This window comes from Priestia megaterium (assembly GCF_046599315.1).
Classification (GTDB): Bacteria; Bacillota; Bacilli; order Bacillales; family Bacillaceae_H; genus Priestia; species Priestia megaterium_F.
Window position 1 is genome coordinate 223900 of the sequence record NZ_JBKIKC010000005.1, and the last position, 26093, is coordinate 249992.

Below are 26093 nucleotides of genomic sequence, written 5' to 3' on the forward strand. Positions count from 1 at the left end.
TCTTTTTAAATCATTCATTTTTTACTTTGCATTTTTAAAAAGTTTAATAACTTAGGCACCTGTATAATTAGGAGTGAACGGCCTGACCCGTTGAATGCAAAAGAGCTTCATGAATCGCTTCGGATAATGTAGGATGAGCCGCGATAAAGTCTTCCATTACATCTGTGGTCAATTCTCCGTGCAGCATGACTGTTCCTTGTCCAATTAATTCTGTGGCATGTGAACCTATAATGGAAAGCCCGATAATTTCATTAAACTGTGGTTCTACTATTACTTTTACTTTTCCAACGGGCTCATTTGCAATCATCGCTTTGCCGTTTGCCATAAACGAAAATTCTCCAATACGAACATCGCCGTATTCTTGTCGGGCCTGTTTTTCTGTCATACCGACACTTGCAATTTCAGGGTGAGTATAGATGCAGCGTGGTACAGCTCGGTAATTCACGTTCTTATCTTTTCCACATGCGTGCAAAGCAGCAACTGTGCCTTCATGAAAGGCTACATGAGCAAGCTGAATTCCGCCAACTACGTCTCCACAAGCATAGATATTAGGTACATTCGTTTGCATATGCTCATTAACATCAATTCCTTGTTTTGAAAAATGTACGCCGATTTTTTCCAAACCTAAACCTAGCACTCTAGGTTTTCTTCCAATTGAAATTAATGCGTAGTCAACTTGCAGTTCATGTAGCTCTTCTTTATGTTTAAATAGAGCCGTTTTATATTCTGGCTGCATTTCTGTTAGCGAAGCGGATGTATAAATTGCTACTCCTTTTTTCTCTAACTCTTCTTGTAACGTAAATGCGATGTCGGCATCTTCACCAGGAAGCAGCTGGTCCGCAGCTTCCACAATCGTTACTTTTGCTCCCATTTGACTGTAAATGCTTGCAAATTCACATCCAATTACACCTCCTCCTACTATTAAAAGAGATGAAGGAATAGCAGGCAGCGACATGGCTTGTCCACTGTGAATGATCCACTTTCCATCAAAAGGAGCAAATGGCAGGCTAGCAGGTTCTGAACCCGAAGCGATAATAAACTGTTCAGCCTCTACCTCTTCTACCTGGTTTTCGTTTTGTACGGCTAGACGATGATTTGTCAAAAACGAAGCTTCACCTTTCATGACTTTAATTTTATTCTTTTTCATCAAATAGCCAATTCCCTGAACCAGTTTTTTAACAATGATTGTTTTATGATGCTGAACGCCATCCCAGTTAATTTTCACTTGTTCCAAAGGAAGAGTGATGCCGAATTGCTCAGCTTGCTTGATTTTCTCATAGGCTTCCGCGCTTGCTAATAATGACTTTGTTGGCATACAGCCCTCATTTAAACAGGTTCCACCTAAATCTTTTTGTTCGATTAACGTAACTTGTTTCCCTTGCCGGGCAGCGGTAATGGCCGCCACATATCCTGCAGGGCCGCCGCCAATGACAACTAAAGGTTTCACGGAATGCACCATCTTTCTATAAGAGTAGTAAAATAGGTTGTTCTAAGTATTGTTTGATGGTTCCAAGGAAATTGGCTGCAGGTGCTCCGTCCAGTACGCGATGATCAAACGTTAGGCTTAAAGGCAGCACACTCCTTCTTTGTAATTCATCTCCTTTATATATCGGTACATCTTCAGTAGCTCCAACACCAAGAATTCCTGTTTCAGGGGGATTTAATACAGGTGTAAAATACTCTACTCCGTAAGCACCTAGATTAGTAATAGTAAATGTTGAACCTTGCATTCTATCAGTGCCTAGTTGACCTTGCCGAGCATCGGCTGCTCGTGTTTTAATCTCTGCGGCTAATTCAACTAACGACATCTTTTCAGCATGTTGCATGACAGGAACAACTAATCCATTTTCTAAAGCTACGGCCATTCCAAGGTGAATATGGTGATAGAGGTGAATTTCGTTATCGATATAGGCACTGTTCATTTGTTTGTGTTCTTGAAGTGAAAGAACAACAGCCCGAGCAATAAAATCCGTTAGAGAGATTTTCACCTCATGGCGTTGTTGGATCACCTCTTTGATCTCTCGCTGAAGAGAAAGTAAATCCGTCACGTCAGCTTTCATATTGATCGTTAATTGGGCACTGTTTAATAAACTATTATGCATTCGACCTGCAATGACTTTCCTCATGCCCGCTACTGGAAGCGTTTCTTTTTTTATAGCGGGAGTATCTATTTCTGAGGGTGAATGACTCGCTTCCGAAGCTCTTTCCGTCAGCACTTTCTCTACATCTGCTTTTGTGATTCTTCCTTTTGGTCCTGTGCCTTTAATCGTTTCAATATTAATGTTTTCAGATTCTGCTATTTTCTTCGCAATTGGTGAAATGCGTACGGTTTCTTTGCTTTTTTTGGATGGAGCCGCATTTACAGGCGGCTCTTCTAAAGAGATAGTGGCTGCTACCTCGTTTTTAGGAGCTTGAAGCTCATTTGCTGAACGGCTCTGCTCAGTGAGCTGCTCGTTTGGATTTCCAACATAACAGATAATAGTTCCAGGAGGCACTCCTACATCTTCTCGCACAAGAATATCAAGAATTACACCGTCCTGCGGAGCTTCAATTTCCATTTCTATTTTTTCAGAATTAATGCTTGCAATCATATCTCCTTTTGAAACGGAGTCTCCAACTTTTTTGTTCCAAGTCGAAACGGTTCCTTCTTTCATTGCCATTCCTAATTTTGGCATTACAACCTCTGCAGCCATTTGCTTCCTCCTCCTTTATCTTTAGTTACACGCTTAGAAGCGATTTATCTCCTAGCAATTCCGATACAACTTCAATTACTTTTTGTGGTGTTGGCAGATAAATATCTTCTAATGGAGGTGAAAACGGTACAGGCGTATGTGGTGCTGTAATTCGTTTAATAGGTGCATCAAGCATATCAAATCCTTTATCTGCAACTAGCGCAGCAATATCCGTTGCTATGCTGCATCTTGGGTTGGCTTCATCAATGACAATTAATCGATTCGTTTTTTCTACAGAAGAAAGAATCGTCTCTTCATCAAAAGGTGATAAACTTCGCGGATCGACTACTTCTACGTCAATTCCTTTGTGAGATAGTTGATCTGCTGCCGTAAGCGCAGTATTTACTTGTTTTCCAATTGCTACAATCGTTAAATCCGTTCCTTCGCGTTTCACATCCGCTTTCCCTAACGGAATTGTATAGTAGCCTTCCGGAACCTCTCCTTTCATGTTATACAATGTTTTATCTTCAAAAAAGATAACAGGATCATTGTCTTCAATTGCTGCTAACAATAACCCTTTTGCATCGTAAGGATTAGAAGGCACCACTACTTTAATGCCAGGAATACTAGTGAACAAAGCGTACAAACTCTGAGAATGCTGAGCTGCAGCTCTAAATCCAGCTCCATGAGTCGTTCGAATCGTGACTGGCACTTCTGCTTTTCCTCCGAACATGTATCTGAATTTTGCGCCTTGATTCAGCACTTGGTCCAAGCAGCAGCCAATAAAGTCGTTAAACATTAATTCTGCAACCGGTCTTAACCCCGTGGCTGCAGCTCCCATTGCAGCTCCTATATAAGCTGCTTCTGAAATAGGCGTATCAAGAATTCTTTCCCGTCCAAATTCTTGCACAAGCCCCTTCGTAACTCCAAGGACCCCGCCCCACGCCTCATCATCTTGCAAGTGGTCAATTTCCGCTCCGCCAGCTACATCCTCTCCCAAAAGAATCACATTTTCATCTTTTCGCATCGCCAGTTTCATAGCTTCATTAATGGCTTCAGACATGCTTAATTTTCTAGTCATCTTCTTTTCCCCCTTTAATTAGTAAGATACATAAACATCTGTTAATAGTTCCGAAGCATCAGGATAATCGCTTGTTTCTGCTAGCTCAACTGCGCGTTTTACTGCTTTTTCTACATTACCATCAATATCTCTGAGCTCTTTTTCCGTTACTATTTGTTCTGAAAGCAAATAGTTTTCAAACAGAGCAATAGCATCTTTTTCCTGAAGATGTTCTTTCTTTTCATTTCCTAATTTGTACGTTTGTGCGTCGCCTTCGAAATGCCCGTAATTTCGGTATGTTACACATTCAATTAACGTTGGGCCTTCCCCTCTGCGAGCTCGTTGAATAGCTTCTGCAGCTGCTTTATAAACAGCCATCACGTCTTTTCCATCCACTCGTATGCCTGGAATGTTATAAGATGCGGCACGGTCTGCAATAGCGTTGCAGCTTGAAGCATAAGAAAACGGAGTTGCCTCTCCGTAGCCATTATTCTCAGCAACAAAAACAACCGGCAGTTTCCAAATGGCTGCTAAGTTAATTCCTTCATGAAACGTTCCTTCATTCCCAGCTCCGTCTCCAAAAAAACAAACGCTTACATCTTCTGTTTTTTTATACTTAGCTGTTAAAGCCGAACCGCATGCAAGCGGAAATCCTCCTCCTACAATTCCATTTGCTCCTAAAATTCCTTTATCTAAATCCGCGATATGCATGGATCCCCCTTTTCCCTTGCCTAACCCGGTTACCTTTCCGAAAAGTTCAGCCATCATTCCATCTAAGTCGCCACCTTTAGCGATACAATGGCCGTGTCCGCGATGAGTGCTCGTAATACTGTCGCTGTCGTTAAGATGAGCGCACATTCCAACCGCTACTGCTTCTTCACCTGCATACAAATGAACAAAACCAGGCAGTACTCCTTTTGCGAAAATTTGATGTACTTCATCTTCAAACTTTCGAATTTCTACCATTTTCTGATACATCCATCTGGCTTTATCTTTCGTGAGCTTTTCTGTTTTATTTTGAGCAGTTTTCATTATGGTGAGCCTCCTCATTTGATTTCTAGACTTCACTTAACTACTATTGCAAGTATCGTGCCAACATTAAAAACGCCTTAAACTAGCAATCTATTGTTTTATCTGATCTTATAAAATTAGACAAAATTGGACGCTATTCCAACTTTGTCTAACTTTGTCCAAACTTAGACAGACCAATAAACTAAATTTAAGGTACATAATAAGATTACGTGATGAAAACAACATTAAATAATCAACAAGAAACCTTTTACGTACATATGATATAATGCTGAAGGAATTATCTTATTTTTGAGGAATAATAAAGTTCTTAAAGGAGGTCTGTTAAAGCAAAGCGGATTTTATAAAAATTTCACCATAAAGTTGGATGTAAATTAAAAGATGAAAGATGAGGTGAAAACCTGGAAAACATCCAAAGTTCTCGTCACTAGATGACACATTGCCAGGTTACTGTTATGCACAATGCAATTCAACACATTACAAGTTTTCATGTATACGCAGCCATTATTATATTTATTATTACATATTTCCTGATTATGACCGAAAAGATCAACCGTGCTTCAGCAGCACTTTTAGGTGCTATATTGATGGTTCTGTTAGGAATTGTTGATTTTAATAAGGCCATTATGGAGCACATTCAGTGGGAAACGATTGTCCTTCTTATGGGTATGATGATTTTAGTCGGTATTACAAATAAGACCGGTGTATTTCAATACGCAGCCATCAAGTCTGCTAAAATCGCTAAAGGTGATCCAGTTCGGATTCTAATTATTTTATCGATTTTAACAGGCGTCGGATCAGCTTTTTTAGATAATGTAACAACCGTTTTATTAATTGTTCCCGTTACATTTTCCATTACTACTATTTTAAATATTAATCCTTTTCCGTTTCTTATATCAGAAGTGCTGTTTTCAAATATTGGAGGAACGGCAACTTTAATAGGAGACCCGCCTAATATCATGATTGGGGCAGCAAACCCTCATCTTGATTTTAATGCTTTTTTATTAAATTTAACTCCTGTGATACTTATTATCGGTGTTGTTACGCTAGGAATTCTCGTTCTTATCTATCGTAAGAAGTTAAAAGTAGAAGATAGTAAAAAGCAAGAGTTAATGAGTTTAAATGAAAAAGATTATATTCAAGATTCCGTTTTAATGAAAAAATCGTTAACTGTATTAGTATTAACTATTTTAGGCTTTACCCTGCATTCTGTTTTACATATTGATGCCGCTATGGTAGCCATTACAGGTGCTGCTGTATTATTGGTAATCGGATTAAGAAGTCATGATGAAGTAGAAAGTGCGTTTGATTCTGTTGAATGGACAACCATTATTTTCTTTGCAGGTTTGTTTATTCTTGTCGGAGGATTAATTGATGTAGGCATCATTAAAAAGCTGGCTGCTGGCGCGTTAAACGTTACAGATGGCAACATCGCACTGTCAGCCTATCTCATTTTGTGGATTAGTGGAATTGCCTCAGCTGTTATTGACAACATTCCTTTTGTTGCTACAATGATTCCACTTATTCAAGACATGGCTCACGGAATGGGAATGAGCCCTGATTCTGCTCAAATTAATGTATTATGGTGGTCACTGGCTCTAGGAGCATGTTTGGGTGGAAACGGTACGTTAATTGGAGCGTCTGCCAATGTGATTGTAGCTGGCATGGCTGTGAAAAAAGGACATAAATTTTCGTTTATGGACTTTTTAAAAATTGGAGCTCCAATCACTCTCGTATCTCTTCTGATTTCAACATTATATATCTTCCTTCGCTACCTTTTATTTTTGTAAGGAAAGAGAAATTGAAATCTACATGAACAGTAAAAAGACTTCTCGATTGAGAAGTCTTTTTACTGTAAATATATGTGCTCAAGTAGCCCAAACAAAGTTGATAATAAAAGCGACGCTAATGATATACATAATCCAGTGAATTTCCTTCGCTCTGCCTGCTAACAATTTAACGAATGTATAAGATAAAAACCCTAACGCTAAGCCTTCGCCGATACTAAACGTTAACGGCATCAAAATAATAGTACAAAACGCAGGAACAGCATCTGTTATCTCGTCTAAAGAAATGTTTTTTATTTCTGTTAACATGAGAGCTCCAACCATAATTAAAATAGGGGCCGTAGCAAAAGAAGGAATAATACTAATTAATGGAGTAAATAAAATACTCACTAAAAATAAAATGGCAACAACCAGTGCCTTAAGGCCCGTTTTGCCTCCTTCTGCAATTCCCACAGCGTTTTCTACATACGCATTCATCGCAGTAGATCCCATAGCAGCACTGGCTACAGTCGCAAGAGAATCTGCCATAAGCGCTTTATCTAACCCTTTAATTTCCCCTTTTTTATCCATTAATCCAGCTTTTTTAGATAGCCCAATCATCGATCCTAAATTATCGAATAGCTCCACAAGTGTAAATGAAAAAATAATAGGGAAAAGGCCGTAATGAAGAGCTGATTTAATATCCATTTGTAAAAAAGTTTCTGACATGCTTGGCATTGAAAACGACACAACGCTGCTGATGCTTTTAGGTGCTTCTACTATGCCTAACACCATCCCGGCAATTGATACTAGTAAAATACTAATTAGAGCAGCACCTTTGATTTTTCGAGCAGTTAATGCAGTCACCGCGATAAAACCTAATAAAGCAAGGAATGGGCCTGGTTTTGTAAGTTGACCAAGCGCTACTAAATTTTCTTTGTTGCTTACAATAATCCCAGCTTGCTTAAAACCGATAAAAGCAATAAATAGGCCGACTCCAACGGAAATAGCACTTTTTAAAATAGTGGGTATCCCTTCAATAATCTTCTTGCGTAAGCCTGTTATCGTTAAAATAAAAAACACAACGCCTGAAATGAATACGGCTCCTAAACCTGTTTGCCACGTTAACCCTTCCCCTAATACCACTGTATACGTAAAAAAAGCGTTTAGTCCCATTCCGGGTGCTACTGCAATAGGCATGTTCGCCCACAACGCAAACAAAAGAGTTGCAAAGACAGTGGCAAAAATCGTAGCGGCAATTGCTGCTTCTTTTGGAATGCCTGCATCCGATAAAATGGTCGGGTTAACAAAGATAATATAGCTCATTGTCACAAAAGTAGTAATTCCAGCAAGAATTTCTGTTTTCACATCTGTTTTACGTTCGGTTAGATGAAACAGCTTATCTAACCATGAAGGATTAGAGGATGATTTTTTTGTTAGTTCCATATGCTGAGCTTCCATTTTTTCATTCATCGCCACTTGCTTTTCACTCCTTTAATTATCGATTGGATTTTCTTTTAACTAGTTTTTACAGCCACTTTATCAGCAAGTATATATTCAACCATTTTCCCTCTCCTTTTTTTATGAAAATATCTATAAAAAGAGCCGTGAAAATAGAAGGGAATCCTTCTATTTTCACGGCTCTTTACTTCTGTAAACAGAAGATAAGCATCCGTCTTTTACGTGTTTTGCGAAACAAACGATTTCATCGAACGTTTTGCAATTTATCTAGAGAAGAACTTACCTAAAGCAAATAACCGTACAAGAATTCTCTGTAACAGGATCATAATCTCTAAATAAAGAAGTGACCTGGATATCAAATAAAAGTTCCATTTTTTGCTTTAGCATTTTTTTATATTTATTCGACAAAGCCGCATCAAGAGACATTACTAATTCTCTGTATTCTTCACTGAGGGCTTCTAGTGCTGGCATTCTTTTTGATTGAGCTAGAATAAGAATTTTATTATCAATAATATCTATTTTTTGAGTATTCACGCCTACATTAAAAATCTCTTGGCTGATTTGAGTATATAAAGTAGCTATCTTCTTTTTAGAGATGGGCTCCATATGCTTCACCTTTTTCATTGTTAAAAGTGTGTTCTTATTATATTGTTTTCACTTGATTATTGTCTTTCGACCAGTTGCCAACAAATTCGGGCTCGTCATAGTCAAAGAAATTAGTTAAATTCTCATGGCGGTTATCAATAAAGAGCTGATTGGCGACTTCTGATACGAGCTTCGGTATTGCATATTTGAGGCCTGAAAGAGCCGAAGCAGAAATTCCACAGCTAATTAAAGCTGAATAATTAAAAGCAAAAAGGCCATATACCATTTTTTGACCTCCCTTATCGCGACTTGAAAAAGCAAAGCCGTTACTAAGGTAAGGATGGGCATCTAATACTGGGTTGGCGATTTCATGTGGCGCTTTGTAATGATCGCTCCAGCGGGCGATGTGTTTTTCGACAAGCTGTAACTCTGGGCGCAGAGCTGGGTCTGTTAGAAGCCCGGTGCTAATAATTAAATAATCAAACGTAAACGTTCCCTGAGGAGTTGTTACAACCGCTTTGTCATGATTTCCCTCCACATCGAGCCATGGTGCATGTACGTGTAAATAAAAACCTGGCCATGAGGAAGCGCGTCCGAATGTATCATTAGTAGGCGGTTGATTGTATTCGAAAAAATGAGCCATTACTGCATATTTTTCAGCATCCGATAGTGCATTGAAACGTTCAATCATTCCTGAAGCTTCCATTTGTCTGATTGGATTAATACGCGGGAGTTCTTTTCGCCGTACAAATACATGAGCTTCAGCAACCCCTTTGGAGAGCGCGTAGTTGGCATTATCAAATGCGGAAGCTCCTCCTCCTAAAACAGCCACTTTTTTGTTCTTCAACTTAGTAAAATCAATAGCTTGTGAAGTGTGAGAATAAAGATGAAGCGGCAACTTTTCAGAAATCATAGGCGGAACATGCCACTCTCCTCCTCCTTGAATTCCCGTAGCTAGTATAACTTTACGTGCCATCAATATAGGACACGCAGCTCCATTCCCTTCAATATGCAAGCGATGAATACCTGTTTCTATAGGCTCAATTAATGTTAATTTTATTTCATTTGCCACAGGAAGGTTAAGAATATTCCGATACCAGCGTAAATAATTCATCCAGTCTCCTCTTGGAATCTTGTCAAGAGCTTCCCAGCCTTCTGAGCCAAATTGTGCTTCCCACCACGCCTGAAACGTAAGCGAAGGAATACCTAAATCGATAGATGTTAAGTTTTTGGGCGTTCGCAGGGTGATCATTCTCGCATAGGTTTCCCAAGGACCTTCTAAACCCGAATGATTTTCATCAATAACAAGAATATTTGACACGCGTTCTCGCAGTAAACCAAAGGCCGTTCCTAAACCGCTTTGACCTCCTCCAATAATGATTACATCGTATATGTGTCCGCTCTTAGGGGTGATTGGCTGTACTTCTGTTGGTTTCCTAAAGGAAAGGTAAGACAGATCGGTTTCTACTCTTTTATTTAAAGCTTCTAAGCTCATCGTTATCTCTCCTTTCAATAAAGTTTCTCTGTGATAAAAAGTTTATTTTATACCTAACATAAAATGATAGGTTTTGTAACATCGTATGATTTATATTAATATTATCACTTTTGGAATATGATTGTATCTCCATTCTCTCTAAAGTTTTTTTTGTGAATTGTATAAAATCACTAATATATTTTTTTATATCTTACGTATGGAACCATATTTACATCGTTTAACATGAAAAAGCTGTTCCCAAGTTTAATAAAGAAAGCTTTTCTGACATCAATCTTAAGAAGAGCATGTGTAAGTTTGTGACAGTTATTTGTTAATTGCGCTCTACTACTTGACTATCGTATTCATCAAATCTATAGTCATAATTAGTAACTCAGCAAAGGGAGTCAACGTATGAGAAATTTATTTAAAATAACAGCTATATTTACAACGATTGTCATGTTTATTTTGATGATTGCCGGCAGCCTTGTAACAACCACAGGATCTGGATTAGGATGCGGAAACGAGTGGCCATTGTGTAACGGGCAGTTAATACCAGAATACGCAGTAGCAACAATGATTGAATATACGCATCGTTTGATTACCGCATTTGCAGGTCTTCTTGTTTTAGCATTTTCTATTTGGGCTTGGATTCGTTATCGCAGAAACCGCGAAGTGAAAATTTTAGCGATTATGAGTATTGCGTTTATCGTTATTGAGTCATTACTCGGAGCTTCTGCAGTTATCTGGCCTCAGTCAGCTGAAGCGCTAGCACTGCATTTCGGTCTTTCGCTTATTGCGTTTACCGGGGTATTTTTACTTTCCATGTTTGTTATTCAAAAGGACCGTTCGGACCATTTTATTAAAGGAGCGGTCACAGGCAAATTTAAATGGCTCGCATGGTTTACGCTTCTGTTCACTTATTGCGACATTTATTTAGGTGCATATGTGCGTCACAAAGGTGCAAGCTTAGCGTGTACAAGCTTTCCTGCTTGTTATGGTAATACTTTTATTCCAAAGCTTTCAGGAACAACAGGTATTCATTTTGCCCACCGCTTTGCTGCTCTTGTGCTGTTTGTTCTTATCATTTGGATTATGGTGTCCGCCATCAAGCAGTATAAAGAAACTCGCCGTGATATTTACTACGCGTCTATCATTGCGGTCGCTTTAACCATTGCTCAAATATTTAGCGGTATATTTGTTGTAATGTCTCGTTTAAATGTCTTTGCTACACTGTCTCACTCGGCATTCATTACCGCTTTATTTGCTACGCTTAGCTACATTTGTGTACAAACTTTAAAAGGCAAAAGGCAAAAGGCAGTAAAACAAAATTAACTCTACAAAAAAACCACTTGCAGTTATGAACTGCAAGTGGTTTTTTTGAGTTAAGCTAATTCTATTCCGCCTGTAATGCCATAAACTTGCGCTGTTACATAGCTTGCATCCGTGGAAGCTAAAAATACGTATACATTTGCTAACTCTACAGGCTGGCCTGCACGCTGCAAAGGTGTATCTTGCCCGAAGGATGGAATGGCGTCACTTGGCTGACCCCCAGAAATTTGCAGCGGTGTCCAGATAGGTCCTGGAGCAACGGAATTGACGCGAATACCTTTTGGAGCTAGTTGTTTGGCTAGTCCTCTAGTGAATCCGTTAATTGCAAACTTTGTAGCTGCATAATCTAATAAATTAGGACTTGGGCTATAGCCTTGTACAGAACTTGTTGTGATAATAGAAGCTCCTGCTGGTAAATAAGGCAGTGCTGCTTTTACCGTCCAATATAGAGAGAAAACATTCACTTCAAAGGTTTTGCGTAGTTGATCCGTTTCTAAATCAGCAAGGTCTTCTACTGCCTGCTGTTTACCTGCTACAAGTGCTAAAACATCTAACCCATCTAATTCTTTATAAGCTTTGTCTACTAGCTCTTTGCAAAAGGACTCTTCGCCTACATCACCGGGGATAAGCACAGCTTTTCTTCCTTCTGCTTCAATGAGCCTTTGCACTTCTTCTGCATCTGCTTGCTCTTGTGGCAAATAATTAAGCGCAATGTCTGCGCCTTCTCTTGCGTAAGCGATCGCTGCTGCTCGGCCTATACCTGAATCTCCACCTGTCACAAGAGCTTTTCTGCCTTTTAATTTACCTGCACCTATGTAACTGTTCTCCCCGCAGTCTGGGATGACGTTCATTTCTTTTTGTACACCAGGCGGTTCTTGATACTGTTTTGGATAGTCTTCATAAAAGTATTGAGTTAATGGATTATTTAACTTTGACATATTCGTCACTCCTTTATAAATTACCCTTAACCAACTAAGGAAAAGTTTTCTATATACTTGTTCTTCCCGTCTTCTTTTTCAGTAAACATATTTAATATGCTCCACTATCATTACCGCCCTTTTATTACTACGTATAAAAAAGAAATTGAGACATAACTACATCAATCCAATCTAACGACGAACAAATGGGATACGTGAGCTAGTAGGGATCGCTTGTTACTTGTTACACCGCTGTTAATTTTCGTGCACCGCGGGCGGCTGGTGAGCCTCCTCGTCGCTTACGCTCCTGTAGGGTCTCACCTCTTCCTCTTTTCCCCCAGGAGTCTTCGTCTTGCCCTCTAATCAACGGCTAGAAGCAACTAAATAGATCAAACCTACGTTCACCATCACAATAAAAAAATCCGAACGGTTCACCGTTCGGATTTTTTTAACTAAACTATTTTTGTCCCAGCCTCTTTGAATAAATGACTAGGTAGCTACATTTTTACTGCAAATAATAAGCTTCATTTCTTTCTCTTCTGTGACTGCTAGTCTGTTAGTTCCACTTGCAAAGGCTTCAATTCCTCTTCAGCTTCTTTAGGGGTGCGAACAATCAACACATCACATTTGGCATAGCGTAAAATATGCTGAGATACGCTTCCAATTAAGATGCGCTCTACGGCGTTTACCCCCGTTGCACCGCAAACAATTAAATCAACGTGCTTTTCGAGTGCAATTTTTTTAGATATTTTTGTTTTAGGAGAACCGTGTTCAATTAATGTCTCAACTTTTGTTACTCCAGCTTTTATGGCCAGCTCACTATAGTTGGTTAAAAGTTCTTCAGCAAATTTCTCCGCATCTTGAAAGCGTGTATCCGTATAAAATGCATAAGGTGATGGACTTAGCGCCTGTATGTCTATAACGTGACAAAGTATCAAATGAGAATTATTTCTTTTCGCACTGTTAACTGCTTTTTTGAATGCCCACTCTGCTTCTACAGAGCCGTCTACTGCTACGAGTATATTACGATAACTATTCATCATAATCTCTCCTTTGTCTTTCGTTTATAAAGATCTTCCTTGCTACACTTTTTATTCTACGTCTTACGAAAACAAAAGTATGTGACATTTATCACAAAATAGAGAAATCAATAAAAAATAGAGCCGTGCACCACACACAGCTCCGTTTTCATTGAACTTGAGAGTTAAAAGTCATTATCCAAATAGATCCTGCTACAATCGTAATAACAAAAACAATTCCAAGTATTAAAGCCATCACATTATAACGAGGCTTCTGTCTTTAATTCAATCTTCTGCTCCAAATAATAGTTACCTGATAAAACTGAAGATGTTGGTTTTTTTACGTTTTTATAATTATTTTCTTCTTTTGCCGCAACACTATTTAAAGGAAAGAAAGCTAGAATAAGAACTCCTACAGTAATAAAACTTAGAACTTTTTGTAGTGACGTATTGTTCATTGATAGGGTACCTCCTTTATACCATTTTTTAAATGTCTATTTCGATTTCTAAAAGGGCATAGCTTAAGCTTTTCCCGTGCGTATCCATTCCTAAAGAAGTAGTCACTCCACCCAGTAACGCGCGGTGACATACAAATTGAAACGCTGATATATTAGGAACTTCGTAGCGAACAATGTCTCCTTCTACAATATTTTTTAAGTGTTTTTTCACTTCTGAAGCAGTCACTTTTTCATGTAATAAGAAATAATCTTTTTCGTCATACGGAATTAGTGATAACATAAGCGTGTTTCCTTTATCCCCAGCTCGACTGTGAGCAAGTTCATATAATTTCTTTTTCATTTGTTAAGCTCTCCTTTAATGTAAAGTGGGTTTCTATTTTATTACGTGAAATCAACGTAGAAACAATTCCTACTACTTCATTAACATACTTTCTTGCTCCACCTCCGCCTGCGGGTCCATTTGTATAAAGAGCTTCTACCTCTTCTCCAATTTTGGCTGCTTCCTTTGAAGTAAGACATTTCCCTGCTACTCTCAGCCTGATTTCATAAGGAGCCGATTCTTGAAAAGAGACTCTATGAACGGAGGAAATACCAATATAATCAATTCTTAAGTCAACTACTTTATCTTTTAAACGCTTATATAAAATTTCACTAGCTAGCTTAGCTCTTTCTAGAGCATTGGATCCAGCGTAGGAAATTTCCCCTTCTCCAATAACACCTGCTTCGTAACCTACGCTGACTTTTAACGTTTCAGGCCTTGTTATACCTGTTCCACCAGACACTTGAATTTGGTTCAATTTAATTTCCTGTAAATGAACGGAAGTAAAATCTGCAATAACATCCGGTGTTATATATTGATGAGGGTTAGTTACTTCGTAAAGAAGCTGTTCTTTTACAGTAGCTAAGTTAATGACTCCTCCTGTCCCTTCTACTTTAGTAATGATGGCTGTCCCATCTTCTTTAACATCAGCAAATGGAAAACCTAATTCAGCAAGCTTTGGGACTTCTTTTTTTCCGGGATCAGCAAAATAACCACCAGCTACCTGTCCCCCACATTCCAATAAGTGCCCAATTACTGTTCCTTGAGCAATTTTATCTACGTCGTCTAAAGACCATCCAAAGTGGTGTACCATTGGAGCAACAAATAAAGACGGATCTGCTACTCTACCAGTAATAATAACTTGAGCCTCTGTCTCTAGAGCTGGCAATATTGTTTCTACACCAAGGTAAGCGTTTGCAGATATGACGTTTCCAAAATGAGATATCGGTTCATTTGTTTCTAGAGTCAATCCATTTCTATCTATCAACTTTAGTACGTCATCTCCCGATACGGCTGCCACTTTTATCTCAATGTTTAATCGGTTAGCCATTTCAACAACTTTTTCAGCAGCACCTATTGGATTGGCTGCTCCCATATTTGTAATAATTCGCACTTTATTTTTCTTGATAATAGGCAAAAGAAGCTCTAGTCTTTTTTCCAATAAGGGATCATAACCCATTAAAGGATTTTGACTTTTTCTTTTTTGGGCAAGTGCGATTGTTCTTTCAGCTAAACATTCTAATACTAAATAATCTAAATTTCCTTTTTCAGCCAATATAACCGCCGGTTCTAATCTATCTCCTGAAAAACCCGCGCCTGACCCAATTCTTATCATCTCCATCACCTCAAATAGTAATTGCTCCCGTTATTAATGCCACAATTGTCATAACAATGGTCGTTCCAAACGCCCACTTAAAGATAAAACGCTGATGATCGCCTAAATTTACACCTGCTAATCCGACAAGAATAAAGGTCGAGGCGGTTAAAGGACTTAAAGGAAACCCAGTTGTCATCTGTCCTAAGATAGCTGCTCTGCCAATTTCAATCGGATCGATGCCGAAGTTATTAGTCGTCTGGCTAATAATAGGTAATACTCCAAAATAGTAAGCATCCGGCGTAAACACTAAGCTAAGGGGCATACTTGTAATCGCTACTAATACAGGTAAGTAAGAAGCTAGTGATTCAGGGATAATGCTAACCATTGCAGAAGCCATTCCATCTATCATCTTTGTTCCTGTTAGGATACCCGTGAAAATGCCTGCGGCGAAAATCATCGTAGAAACAATTAACACGTTATTTGCATGACTTAGTAAGCGTTTTCGCTGTTCTTCTGGATTTGGATAATTCACCAAAAGAGCAATTACAAAAGCGACAATAAATAAAACCGGTAGAGGTAGCCATACTTTAATTAAAGCGACAAGAAGCAAAATTGTTAGGGTAAGATTAAATAAAAAAAGCCTTGGTCTTTTTGTTTCTAGAGCAGCTGCATGTTCTGTAAATCCTTGTACATGTTCTTCTAACTCAATGACTCCTAGTCTCTGCCGCTCCTTTTTCCCAAGCCAAAAAGCAGATGCTAACACCCATACAATTCCAGCAATCATTGCGGGGATAACAGGGTTAAATAATTGAGAAGAATCTGCATTAAATGTAGTCATGGCTCTAGCAGTAGGTCCCCCCAAGGAGCTAAGTTCATAACTCCCGCTCCTAAAGCAACCACTCCTGATAAAATAAGAGGGTTCATCTTTAATCTCTTATAAAGAGGTAGCAGCGCTGTAATGGTAATCATAAAAGTAGATGCACCGTCTCCGTCTAATGATACAAGCATTGTAACGATAGCTGTCCCTACGACTACTTTTAGCGGATCTCCTTTAACTAAACGAAGCATTTTAGAAATCATAGGATTAAATAATCCTGTATCAATCATTAAACCGAAGTACAAAACTGCAAAAACAATCATAATGCCTGTAGGCGCTACTTTTATAATCCCTTCTAACATCATGTCTCCCATTTCTATACCAAATCCGCCTATCAATGCAAAAACAGTTGGTACGAGAACTAACGCAATTAATACAGATAAACGATTGGTCATAATTAAAAATAGAAATACACCAATAATTAAAAATCCTAATAATGCTAACATGTAATCCCCCCTGCCTTAAATTTATATATTCAAAAATCTCAGATGTAAAAAACTTCGGTACTTTTTGTTCTTGCAGGATTCATGCCAAAGATATGTAAAAATAGCAACAAACCGTTACTAAATCCTTTCAAAATATGATAAAAGAAATTTAAGACAAAACAAAGAATCAAAGCGCTACCAATAAAGCTGCTTTCTTTCTTTGTTTTTGTTAATCTAAATTCTAATGTTTTAGAAATAACTGCTGTTCGGTAAAGAAATACACTTCTTAAGACATAGTCTTCAGTATTTCTAAGAATCTAGAAATCTATCTAAAGACTTAGAGATGAATATGATATTTTTTCATTTTATTGTATAAAGTAGCTAAAGAAATATCTAAAACTTCTGCTGCTTTCTTTTTTCCCTCAATGTTATTTGGATATTTTCTTACTATTTCCTGAATAAATGCGCACTCTTTATCCTGTATAGCTTCTTGCAGTGTTTGACTAGATTTTTCTGTTTTACTTACAATATCTGAAAAGTTTTTTTCGTTTTTGATCATAAATTCTGGAAGGTGACGAAATACAATATCTGTGTCTTCCGCCATACATGTTGCATAGTCAATTACATTTTTTAATTCCCTTACGTTGCCAGGCCAATGATAAGATTGAAGAAAACCTAGTGTATATTCGTCAATTTTGTAAGAGGTGTTGGTGGTCGAGTATTCAATAAAAGAATAGACGAGTTCACGTATATCTTCTCTCCTTTTTCTTAAAGGAGGTATCTCTAATTGAATAACGTTAAGTCTATAAAATAAATCTTCTCGAAACTGTTTTTTATTCACAAGCTGCTTTAGATTGCGATGTGTAGCAGCAATAATTCTTACGTCAACTACACGTTCAGTAGCTTCTCCTACCCTTCGAATCTTTTTCTCTTGTAAAACTCTTAATAACTTAGCCTGAAGATCATATGACATATCTCCAATTTCATCTAAAAATATAGTTCCGTTGTTTGCTATTTCGAATAGTCCAGCTTTCCCGCCTTTTTTAGCGTTCGTAAAAGCTCCATCTCCATATCCAAACAGCTCGCTTTCCAACAGAGATGAGGGAATAGCAGCACAATTTACAGGTATAAAAGGACCATGCTTGCGTTCACTTTTATTATGTATAGCCTGTGAAAATAATTCTTTTCCCGTGCCGCTTTCCCCTGTCACAAGAATAGGAAATTGAGATTCTGCTACTTTTTCAGCTATATAAACAGCGTGCCTTAACCCTCCGTCCCTACCGATTATTTGTTCAAATGTATACTTTGCTTCATAAATAGAATCCATTCGGTTTTCTAAATTCTTTAGCTTTTCCGTTTGTCTTCTTAACTCTTTTGATAATTTGTCAACTTCATTGAGGCTTTTACAAACCGATACGGCTCCTACAAGTTTACCTTCTATTATAATTGGAGCCATGTCCACCATATATTCCCGATTTTTTTCTTTTCGATATACTCCTACTCTGCATTGTTGATCTTTTAGGGTATTTGTTAACTGAGCGCCTGGGCGATATTCTATCAGTGGTTTTCCGATAATATCACTTTTTACTCCCGTAATCTTCGTATACTCTGGGTTAATAAACCTAACAATCCCCTCTTGGTCAATAACTAGAATACCATCATTTATCGAATTTATAACGGCATGCCACCAATTAAACTCTTTAGAAGGACAGTCGACTTCTATGTGCTCTTGGAATGTATTCTTCATAGTGTTATAAGCTCCTTTCTATAATAACTTGAGAGTAGATTCTTGCTTTATTTATAATTATCAACTAATTTTCCCTTTTTTGAAACAGAGTCTAGTCAATTAATTTGAATAATCTGATTTATATAAGCAGATGTAACCTTGCTCTATTATTAATGTGTAGCCTCATTGCACCGTTATTTATATTTACGGTGAAACACTCCTCATAAAGAGAACTACATTTGTAGTTTCAAAGAAAATTATCATTATAGCTATCTTCTTCAAAAAAGCTATCCGCTTTGTTCATGAAGATTACATATTAAAAACACCTAAAGTTAGTTTAGGTGTTTTTGAAAGTTTTATATTTATTTTTACTCTAAACAAAAGCTCAATGTTTATATGGCCGTCTTACTCTTTGAAGTCTCGTGTTTTTTTCTCCACATATTTTCCATTTGTTCAAGAGTTCTACCTTTTGTTTCAGGAACGAAATTCCAGACGAATAAAGCAGAAAGTATACTCATTAAACCGTAAAAACCATATGTTAATCCTCCGCTATATTCCATCATCATAGGATATGTAGAGGAAATAAAATAGTTAGCCGCCCACTGAGCAGCTACGGCAATAGCTACAGCACGACCTCTAATTTTATTAGGGAAAATCTCCGAGATGAGCACCCAACAAATTGGTCCCCATGACATCATAAAGGAAGCTGTATAAATAATGATAAATACAAGCGTACCTATCCCAATGATGTTTGAAAACGCCATGCTTGCTACACCGAACATTCCGATAGCCATTCCAATAGAACCCGTTATTAATAAAGGTCTTCTTCCCAAACGATCAACCGTCAAAATTGCAATTACTGTAAAAATAACGTTTACTAATCCCATAATAATCGTTTGCAGCATAGAAGAACCTTTAGCTGCTCCCATGCTTTCAAAAATACGTGGAGCATAATATAGAGCTACATTTATTCCTACAAACTGTTGAAATACAGAAAGCAGTATACCTACAACAATAACTAATTTTCCATATGCCAATAATTTTTCAGACGAAACATTGGTAGCGATTGTCTGTTTAATATCGTCTAAAATCGATTTCGCTTCTGAAGATCCATTAATTTTAGTTAGTATAGCTAAAGCTTTTTGATCTTGATTCTGTATAGCTAAGTAGCGAGGCGTTTCAGGAACTAAAAACAAGAGTACCACAAAGAGTAAAGCTGGAATAGCTCCTGAAGCAAACATGTATCTCCATCCTACATCATTAATCCATTCTAAGGTTTCCCCATTTGCAATACCCCAGTTCACAAAGTAAACGACTAACATTCCAAAAATAATCATAAATTGATTGAACGATACCAATCTGCCGCGAATATCTGCCGGCGCAATCTCCCCTATATAAATTGGACAAATAGCTGATGCTAAGCCAACGCCAATTCCACCTATAATGCGGTAAAAGTTAAAAGCAAGTAATAAAGAGAGTGTCGGTTCCCCTTTTGTGAAAAATAAAAACTCAGGATAAGAAGCACCTAACGCTGAGACTATAAAAAGAATAGCTGCTAGTATAAGTGATTTCTTTCGCCCTAGTTTTGTCGCAAAATAACCAGATATCAACCCTCCAATAATACATCCTATTAAAGCACTTGATACAGTAACACCGTGTGCTAAAGATCCTAAGCCTAAGCTGTCAATAAGATATACCTTTAATGATTCTTCAGCTCCAGATATTACAGCTGTATCATATCCAAACAATAACCCTCCGATAGCGGCAACTAAGGTAATAGAAAAAATATATAATGAGTTTCGATTTTGTTTCATGCGTTGTTAAAAGCAGTTCAGAGTAACAGCAGAAGTTTTATTTCTAAATGGGTTCGCACTTGTTTGAATGCGTTTTCAAATCTTTAGAACTCAAAAGAAATTTCCTTCGTCCATTTTACTAACTGCTCTTATCCTCCCCTCTAACGTACGTATTTTTCTATCGAATCAAATCTTACTACAGCATTTTCTATACTTCCTTTTGTGTCAGGTATATCGATATACAAACATAATCAAATAATACAAGTTACTTTCATATGAGACTCCTTTTTAAAGTAAGGTTGTATATTTTGTAATCTATTACTTCCCTTTAAATTCACCTAGCTTTTTACTTAAGTCGTGTGTTTGAAGATATACTTCTTTATATAATTCATAAAGCTGTTTATAGACTTGCACATGTTCTACGTTAGGATAATATGTTTTTGAAGACGTAATAAATACGTTTGCACACTCTTCCAATGAGTTGTACCAGCCACAGCCATAAGCTGCTAGCATGGCCGCTCCTAACGCTGGGCCTTGTTCAGTAGATAACTTTACGATTTTTGCATTAAAAACGTCTGCTTGAATTTGAAGCCAGTGATCGTTTTTTGCTCCCCCGCCAATTGATACAATAGACGTAATTTCCTTTCCGTTTTCTCGAAAAATTTCAATTGATTCATTTAATGAAAACGTAATTCCTTCAATAACTGCCCGCGTAAAGTCTCTCTTTTTATGAGAGGCATCCATCCCTATAAAACTTCCGCGAATCGTAGCATCTGCATGCGGTGTACGTTCCCCGACTAAGTAAGGGGTAAATAAAAGGCCGTTTGAGCCGATTGGTACATGTTTTAGGTCGGCCAACAATTCTCCAAACGTATCGTTTTCTGCGAAATTTTCCTTAAACCAGCTTAAACTGTGACCAGCAGATAATGTAACGCCCATTGTATAAAATGCATTTTCTTTTCCATGATTAAAATAGTGTACTTTTCCACCAAAGTCTCTATCGCTTCGTTCCTCATAAGAAAGAACAACACCAGATGTCCCAATGCTACATAGTGTTTCCCCTGATGATAAAATGCCGGCGCCAATTGCTCCGCAAGCATTATCAGCTCCACCTGCAAATACTTTCGTTGAAGTTGCTAATCCAGTTTTTTGAGAGAACTCCTCATTAATATTGCCTATGCATTCACTAGATTCAACTAGTGGCGGACAAAGGTTAATATTGACTCCTACTGATTGACAAAGCTCTTCATCCCATTTTTTCTTGCTGATGTTTAATAATAATGTACCGGCAGCATCTGAATATTCACTATGAATAAAGCCAGTCATTTTAAAGCGTAAATAGTCTTTAGGCAGCATAAATACAGCTGTTTTTTCAAATATCTCTGGTTCATACTCTTTAACCCATAATAACTTAGGAAGAGTAAATCCTTCTAAAGCCTGGTTTTTCGTTATTTCTAAAAGACGTTTTTCTCCAATCATTTTATAGAGATGATGACACTGTTCTGTTGTTCTTGTGTCATTCCACAAAATGGCGTTACGTAATAGGTTATAGTTTTCATCCAGTAGCACAAGGCCATGCATCTGTCCAGAATAACTAATTCCTTCTATATCTTCTGATTTTATATTAGCGTTAGCAATTAATTCATTTAAAGCACTAGCCGTCTGCTGAACCCATTCTTCTGGATTCTGTTCGCTATACCCTGTTTTTTCATGAAGAAGAGGATAATTCTTAGAAACCACTGAGCAAATCTCGCCTTTAGTATCAACTAAAACCGTTTTTACGGCGCTTGTTCCTAGATCAATTCCAATGACATATTTCATCTTGATACCTCCGCGTTTATAAACGAGAGTAGAAATTGTTTCTACTCTCGTTTGTCCATTAAACTTCTAAAATATATTGATTTAGAATGGCCTTTAATCGTTCTTGTCTTCCTGATTTATTCACAATATTCGGATTCTTAAACGCATACTGCTCCAGTGTATGGAAGTTAGCTTTTCCTTCCACAATCTCAAGGCCAATGCCCTCTTTAAAGCTGCTGTAGCGTTCACCAATAACATTTTCGAAAACACGATCTTCCACTAATTTATGTGCTACTTTTAACCCTCGAGCAAACGTATCCATTCCTGCTACATGAGCATAGAGTAAATCGTCTTGTTCAAAAGAACCTCTGCGCACTTTGGCATCAAAGTTTAATCCTCCGCTGCCCAATCCTCCATTTTGCAGAATTTCATACATTGCCAACGTTGTAGAATATAAATCCGTTGGGAATTCATCTGTATCCCACCCTAAAAGAGGGTCACCTTGGTTTGCATCCACTGATCCTAAAAAGCCTTGTACTCTAGCCACACGTAATTCGTGTTCAAATGTATGACCAGCTAATGTTGCGTGGTTAGCTTCTAGATTAAGTTTGAAGTATTTATCTAATCCGTATTGTCTTAAAAATGAAATAGTTGTTGCAGCATCAGTATCATACTGATGTGTCGTAGGCTCTTTAGGTTTAGGTTCAATTAAAAACTGCCCCGTATATCCAATTTCATTTGCGTAATCTACAGCCATATGCATAAATCTAGCTAAGTTATCTAACTCCAACTGTAAATTTGTGTTAAGCAGCGTTTCATATCCCTCACGGCCACCCCAGAACACATAATTTTCTGCGCCTAGTTCTTTTGCTGTTTCAAGCCCCTTTTTTACTTGAGCCGCTGCATAAGCAAATACATCTGCATTACAAGAAGTAGCTGCACCATGAACGAACCGGGGATTTGTAAACATATTCGCTGTGTTCCATAATAACTTTACGTTACTTGTTTGCATGTATTCTTTGATCATCGTGACGATAACATCGAGATTTTTATTTGTTTCTTGCAACGTGCTTCCCTCAGGAGCAATATCTCGGTCATGAAATGCGAAGAACGGTACATCTAGTGTTTCAAAAAGTTGAAAAGCTGCCTCAACTCTCGCTTTTGCTAAATCCATTCCATCATATCTGTCCCAGGATCTTTGCATAGTAGCTGCACCAAAAGGATCAGTACCATCTGCTGTAAACGTGTGCCAATAAGCAACGGAAAAACGCAGCTGATCTTTCATCGTTTTATCGCCTACTATTTCTTCAGGGTTATAATATTTAAAAGCTAAAGGGTTTTTAGAATCTTTACCTTCGTATAAAACTTTGTTTACGCTTTCAAAATAATTAATTTTATTAGTACTAGTTTGGACCATTTGTCATTTCCCCCTTTGATTTAAGTGAACAAGTTCATCCATTAATTATCTTAATTTAGTTAGTTTGTTTATCCAATAAACTAACTTTATTTCATCATATACAAAATAAATGTATATTTCAATGTTTTTTTTAGAAAATTTAGTTATAATATTAGGTATGAGGATTATGAATATCTAATTCAAGCTTCACAAAACATCAACTTAGTTGTATAGATAAACAAAGGAGGGGTTATTATTCAAATTGCAGATCAAGCTTTAGTAAAAAAAATGAATCAAAAATTAATATTAGATGAAATTTTAAAGAACTCCCCTATCTCCAGGGCAACTCTCTCTGAGATTACAGGGTTAAATAAGTCTACTGTCTCCTCTCAAGTAAATACACTGCTTGAAAAAGATTTTATTTTTGAAATTGGAGCAGGGCAATCTAGAGGCGGCAGAAGACCTGTAATGCTTGTTTTTAACAAGAATGCAGGCTACTCGATCGGTATCGATATAGGAGTTGACTATCTTAACGGAATTCTAACCGACTTAGAAGGAAATATTATTCTCGAGCAAACTTCTGACTTGTCTAGTTCTTCTGCTAGTGAAGTGAAAGAGATTTTATTTGCACTTATTCATGATTTTGTAACCCGTATGCCTGAGTCCCCTTATGGTCTAGTGGGAATAGGAATTTGTGTGCCAGGTCTGGTAGATCGTCATCAGCAAATTATTTTTATGCCTAACTTAAATTGGAATATTAAAGATTTGCAGTTTTTAATTGAGAGTGAGTTTAATGTCCCTGTTTTTGTTGAAAATGAAGCTAATGCAGGAGCATACGGTGAAAAAGTATTTGGTATGACAAAAAACTATGAAAACATCGTTTACATCAGTATTAATGTCGGAATTGGAACCGGACTTGTTATTAATAACGAATTATATAAAGGTGTTCAGGGTTTTTCTGGGGAAATGGGTCATATGACGATAGATTTTAATGGGCCCAAATGTAGCTGTGGAAACCGAGGCTGTTGGGAGTTATATGCTTCTGAAAAAGTGTTACTGGCTTCGCTCTCTAAAGAAGAAAAGAATATTTCTCGAAAAGAAATTATTGAACGCGCAAATAAAAATGATGTAGAAATGTTAAATGCACTTCAAAACTTTGGCTTTTATATCAGCATTGGATTAACCAATATTCTCAATACATTTGATGCAGAGGCCGTTATCTTGAGAAATCATATAATTGAATCTCATCCCATTGTTTTAAATACGATTAAAAACGAAGTTTCTTCCAGAGTCCATTCTTATTTAGACAATAAATGTGAACTATTGCCTTCTTCGTTAGGAAAAAATGCACCTGCTTTAGGAGCTGTTTCCATTGTTATTGATTCTTTCTTAAGTGTTAGTCCTATAAGTTAATTGAGTCAACGTAAAGGTTAGTAAACTATATCGCGTTTGACTTTAAGAATGAAGCAGCTATTTTTGATTACTAGATTTTCTATCAAAGGGAAAGAATTACCCTATTTTAATAAGAGTATTATTTCTGTCCCCACTCTCACCTCTTTCATCTCAAGCAGCCAGTCACCTATCATAACGGCAACTGGCTGTTTATATGTTATTGGCAACCTGCTCTTTTCTGAACTACGGAAAGCCTTGCCTTTTAGTTTAGCTTACCTGCTTTTTAAATTATGAAGCATTTCTTGTCAGAGAAGTTATGACTTCTTTATATTCCTCCAGCTCTTTGCTTTGTGCAAGAGATTTGATTTTCTCTAGCGATAAAAGAGAGATTTGAATAATAAATATGCGAGGCTCTGTATCATTTTGCAATAATTCATCAGATATAAACGTCACAAATTCTAGACTCTTCTTTCGTTCCTCTTCATTTGTTAATCTATTTTCAATCACTCGTTTTAACTTTGCAGTTACGCGTGTAAGCTCAGTCGAAAAATGACTTTCCAATTTGTCATTAAATAACGCAGAGTAAGCGGAATGGTTAAATAATTGTTCTTTCTGTTCTGCTACTCGGATTACGATTTCCTCTGTACGTTTCATACAATAACGGACAATTTGTTCAATAGGTAATGGATAGTTTAATGCTTTATTCATTTTAAACATATTATTAAGCATTCCTTCTAGCAGCACAGCTCCATCAAATAAATAAGGAGAAGTCTCAGCCGGAAAAATCTGCTGAAAGCGTTCATATATCCAGTTGAATGTTGCAGCTTTTAATTCCTCTATATAATGAAATGTTTTAACTTCATTTAAAACCAGTGTGCTTTCAATTATTTCAGGAATTTTATTTTGCTCTGCAAAGTTCAGCATAAAGATCATCTGTTCTTCAAATACCTTCTGATTATCCCCTTTATGTTCAATGGCTACTTTTTCTCTCTGTAGAATAAGTGATTCTTGCAGAGAAGAAAGTAATGAGATAAGCAGTTGACTTTTAGATGAGAAATATTTATAAAATGTTCCTTTTGAAATACCGCTTCTCTTTAATATATCTTGTACCGAAGTGTCCACGTATCCTTTTTCCATAAAAAGCTGGTGTGTATGCCCTAAAATATCGAGCTGTTTTTGGTTCATTGCTGCTACTCCTCTGTTTACAAATTACTCTTTATTTAGTATAACTTATCTGCCTTTTCCTACGTAAATTTTATCCTTTTTCCTTGATAAAC

At 37.4% G+C, this 26093-nt stretch carries 21 protein-coding genes and 2 pseudogenes; 3 read left to right on the forward strand and 20 right to left on the reverse strand.

Annotated features, from left to right (window positions below; genetic code table 11):
• Positions 1–67 precede the first annotated feature (67 nt).
• Genes lpdA through ACLHDF_RS17740 form a run of 4 tightly spaced genes read right to left on the reverse strand, consistent with a single transcriptional unit; the run spans position 68 to position 4764 of the window.
• Positions 68–1447, reverse strand: coding sequence for a dihydrolipoyl dehydrogenase (gene lpdA, locus ACLHDF_RS17725; protein ID WP_413920010.1), 1380 nt, complete (start codon positions 1445–1447; stop codon positions 68–70).
• Positions 1448–1463: 16 nt separating this feature from the next.
• On the reverse strand, positions 1464–2693 hold the full coding sequence (locus tag ACLHDF_RS17730) for a dihydrolipoamide acetyltransferase family protein (protein ID WP_413920011.1): 1230 nt from the start codon (positions 2691–2693) through the stop codon (positions 1464–1466).
• 25 nt (positions 2694–2718) lie between these two features.
• The gene (locus tag ACLHDF_RS17735) at positions 2719–3753 is read right to left on the reverse strand and encodes an alpha-ketoacid dehydrogenase subunit beta (protein ID WP_013082775.1); all 1035 of its coding nucleotides are present in this window, start codon (positions 3751–3753) and stop codon (positions 2719–2721) included.
• A gap of 18 nt (positions 3754–3771) precedes the next feature.
• On the reverse strand, positions 3772–4764 hold the full coding sequence (locus tag ACLHDF_RS17740; protein WP_413920012.1) for a thiamine pyrophosphate-dependent dehydrogenase E1 component subunit alpha: 993 nt from the start codon (positions 4762–4764) through the stop codon (positions 3772–3774).
• Positions 4765–5216: 452 nt separating this feature from the next.
• Here ACLHDF_RS17740 and ACLHDF_RS17745 point away from each other — a divergent pair, with 452 nt between their 5' ends.
• Entirely contained in the window at positions 5217–6551 is a 1335-nt protein-coding gene (locus ACLHDF_RS17745; RefSeq protein WP_413920013.1) for an ArsB/NhaD family transporter, read from the forward strand.
• Positions 6552–6629: 78 nt separating this feature from the next.
• Here ACLHDF_RS17745 and ACLHDF_RS17750 read toward each other — a convergent pair whose 3' ends face one another.
• From ACLHDF_RS17750 to ACLHDF_RS17760, 3 genes are all read right to left on the reverse strand, one after another.
• Entirely contained in the window at positions 6630–8006 is a 1377-nt protein-coding gene (locus ACLHDF_RS17750; protein WP_413920014.1) for an NCS2 family permease, read from the reverse strand.
• A gap of 261 nt (positions 8007–8267) precedes the next feature.
• Entirely contained in the window at positions 8268–8594 is a 327-nt protein-coding gene (locus ACLHDF_RS17755; RefSeq protein WP_413920015.1) for a Na-translocating system protein MpsC family protein, read from the reverse strand.
• 37 nt (positions 8595–8631) lie between these two features.
• Positions 8632–10068 carry an NAD(P)-binding domain-containing protein gene (locus ACLHDF_RS17760; protein ID WP_413920016.1) on the reverse strand — a complete coding sequence of 479 codons (1437 nt, stop codon included), beginning with the start codon at positions 10066–10068 and terminating at the stop codon, positions 8632–8634.
• A 390-nt stretch (positions 10069–10458) separates the two neighbouring features.
• Between ACLHDF_RS17760 and ACLHDF_RS17765 the strand changes: the two genes are divergently transcribed.
• Positions 10459–11379, forward strand: coding sequence for a COX15/CtaA family protein (locus ACLHDF_RS17765; protein ID WP_413920017.1), 921 nt, complete (start codon positions 10459–10461; stop codon positions 11377–11379).
• A 50-nt stretch (positions 11380–11429) separates the two neighbouring features.
• On the opposite strand, the gene ACLHDF_RS17770 is transcribed toward ACLHDF_RS17765, so the two are convergent.
• From ACLHDF_RS17770 to xylA, 12 genes and pseudogenes are all read right to left on the reverse strand, one after another.
• Complete coding sequence (locus ACLHDF_RS17770; protein ID WP_413920018.1) at positions 11430–12314, reverse strand: SDR family oxidoreductase; 885 nt, start codon at positions 12312–12314, stop codon at positions 11430–11432.
• A gap of 223 nt (positions 12315–12537) precedes the next feature.
• Positions 12538–12660, reverse strand: coding sequence for a hypothetical protein (locus ACLHDF_RS17775; RefSeq protein WP_413920019.1), 123 nt, complete (start codon positions 12658–12660; stop codon positions 12538–12540).
• A 181-nt stretch (positions 12661–12841) separates the two neighbouring features.
• Positions 12842–13336: a universal stress protein gene (locus ACLHDF_RS17780; protein ID WP_413920020.1), complete on the reverse strand. Its 495-nt coding sequence runs from the start codon at positions 13334–13336 to the stop codon at positions 12842–12844.
• A 145-nt stretch (positions 13337–13481) separates the two neighbouring features.
• A pseudogene (locus ACLHDF_RS17785) lies at positions 13482–13589 on the reverse strand (cytochrome o ubiquinol oxidase subunit IV); the annotation flags it as partial.
• Positions 13573–13770, reverse strand: a complete 198-nt coding sequence (locus tag ACLHDF_RS17790) for a hypothetical protein (protein WP_413920021.1) — start codon at positions 13768–13770, stop codon at positions 13573–13575. The gene ACLHDF_RS17790 and the pseudogene ACLHDF_RS17785, both read right to left, overlap by 17 nt.
• Positions 13771–13798: 28 nt before the next feature.
• Positions 13799–14110, reverse strand: a complete 312-nt coding sequence (locus ACLHDF_RS17795) for a hypothetical protein (RefSeq protein WP_413920022.1) — start codon at positions 14108–14110, stop codon at positions 13799–13801.
• A complete protein-coding gene (locus tag ACLHDF_RS17800; RefSeq protein ID WP_413920023.1) occupies positions 14091–15425 on the reverse strand; it encodes an acyclic terpene utilization AtuA family protein in 1335 nt (444 codons plus the stop codon). The genes ACLHDF_RS17795 and ACLHDF_RS17800 overlap by 20 nt, the downstream gene beginning before the upstream one ends.
• A gap of 10 nt (positions 15426–15435) precedes the next feature.
• Positions 15436–16730: pseudogene (locus ACLHDF_RS17805) on the reverse strand (CitMHS family transporter).
• 316 nt (positions 16731–17046) lie between these two features.
• Positions 17047–18456 carry a sigma-54 interaction domain-containing protein gene (locus ACLHDF_RS17810; RefSeq protein ID WP_413920024.1) on the reverse strand — a complete coding sequence of 470 codons (1410 nt, stop codon included), beginning with the start codon at positions 18454–18456 and terminating at the stop codon, positions 17047–17049.
• 371 nt (positions 18457–18827) lie between these two features.
• Positions 18828–20249, reverse strand: coding sequence for a D-xylose transporter XylE (gene xylE / locus ACLHDF_RS17815; RefSeq protein WP_413920025.1), 1422 nt, complete (start codon positions 20247–20249; stop codon positions 18828–18830).
• A gap of 297 nt (positions 20250–20546) precedes the next feature.
• Positions 20547–22049 (reverse strand): xylulokinase, encoded by a 1503-nt coding sequence (gene xylB, locus ACLHDF_RS17820; protein ID WP_413920026.1) that lies wholly within the window; start codon positions 22047–22049, stop codon positions 20547–20549.
• A 58-nt stretch (positions 22050–22107) separates the two neighbouring features.
• On the reverse strand, positions 22108–23445 hold the full coding sequence (gene xylA, locus ACLHDF_RS17825; RefSeq protein WP_413920027.1) for a xylose isomerase: 1338 nt from the start codon (positions 23443–23445) through the stop codon (positions 22108–22110).
• A gap of 234 nt (positions 23446–23679) precedes the next feature.
• Here xylA and ACLHDF_RS17830 point away from each other — a divergent pair, with 234 nt between their 5' ends.
• Positions 23680–24837 carry an ROK family protein gene (locus tag ACLHDF_RS17830; protein WP_413920049.1) on the forward strand — a complete coding sequence of 386 codons (1158 nt, stop codon included), beginning with the start codon at positions 23680–23682 and terminating at the stop codon, positions 24835–24837.
• 267 nt (positions 24838–25104) lie between these two features.
• Here ACLHDF_RS17830 and ACLHDF_RS17835 read toward each other — a convergent pair whose 3' ends face one another.
• Entirely contained in the window at positions 25105–26001 is an 897-nt protein-coding gene (locus ACLHDF_RS17835) for a TetR/AcrR family transcriptional regulator (RefSeq protein ID WP_413920028.1), read from the reverse strand.
• Positions 26002–26093: the final 92 nt, after the last annotated feature.

Coding starts and splice junctions, on each gene's coding strand:
- ACLHDF_RS17730 (WP_413920011.1), bottom strand. CDS start 2,693: ATGGCTGCAGAGGTTGTAATGCCAAAATTAGGAATGGCAATGAAAGAA.
- ACLHDF_RS17735 (WP_013082775.1), bottom strand. CDS start 3,753: ATGACTAGAAAATTAAGCATGTCTGAAGCCATTAATGAAGCTATGAAA.
- ACLHDF_RS17740 (WP_413920012.1), bottom strand. CDS start 4,764: ATGAAAACTGCTCAAAATAAAACAGAAAAGCTCACGAAAGATAAAGCC.
- ACLHDF_RS17745 (WP_413920013.1), top strand. CDS start 5,217: ATGCACAATGCAATTCAACACATTACAAGTTTTCATGTATACGCAGCC.
- ACLHDF_RS17755 (WP_413920015.1), bottom strand. CDS start 8,594: ATGGAGCCCATCTCTAAAAAGAAGATAGCTACTTTATATACTCAAATC.
- ACLHDF_RS17760 (WP_413920016.1), bottom strand. CDS start 10,068: ATGAGCTTAGAAGCTTTAAATAAAAGAGTAGAAACCGATCTGTCTTAC.
- ACLHDF_RS17765 (WP_413920017.1), top strand. CDS start 10,459: ATGAGAAATTTATTTAAAATAACAGCTATATTTACAACGATTGTCATG.
- ACLHDF_RS17770 (WP_413920018.1), bottom strand. CDS start 12,314: ATGTCAAAGTTAAATAATCCATTAACTCAATACTTTTATGAAGACTAT.
- ACLHDF_RS17780 (WP_413920020.1), bottom strand. CDS start 13,336: ATGATGAATAGTTATCGTAATATACTCGTAGCAGTAGACGGCTCTGTA.
- ACLHDF_RS17790 (WP_413920021.1), bottom strand. CDS start 13,770: ATGAACAATACGTCACTACAAAAAGTTCTAAGTTTTATTACTGTAGGA.
- ACLHDF_RS17795 (WP_413920022.1), bottom strand. CDS start 14,110: ATGAAAAAGAAATTATATGAACTTGCTCACAGTCGAGCTGGGGATAAA.
- ACLHDF_RS17800 (WP_413920023.1), bottom strand. CDS start 15,425: ATGATAAGAATTGGGTCAGGCGCGGGTTTTTCAGGAGATAGATTAGAA.
- ACLHDF_RS17810 (WP_413920024.1), bottom strand. CDS start 18,456: ATGAAGAATACATTCCAAGAGCACATAGAAGTCGACTGTCCTTCTAAA.
- xylE (WP_413920025.1), bottom strand. CDS start 20,249: ATGAAACAAAATCGAAACTCATTATATATTTTTTCTATTACCTTAGTT.
- xylB (WP_413920026.1), bottom strand. CDS start 22,049: ATGAAATATGTCATTGGAATTGATCTAGGAACAAGCGCCGTAAAAACG.
- xylA (WP_413920027.1), bottom strand. CDS start 23,445: ATGGTCCAAACTAGTACTAATAAAATTAATTATTTTGAAAGCGTAAAC.
- ACLHDF_RS17835 (WP_413920028.1), bottom strand. CDS start 26,001: ATGAACCAAAAACAGCTCGATATTTTAGGGCATACACACCAGCTTTTT.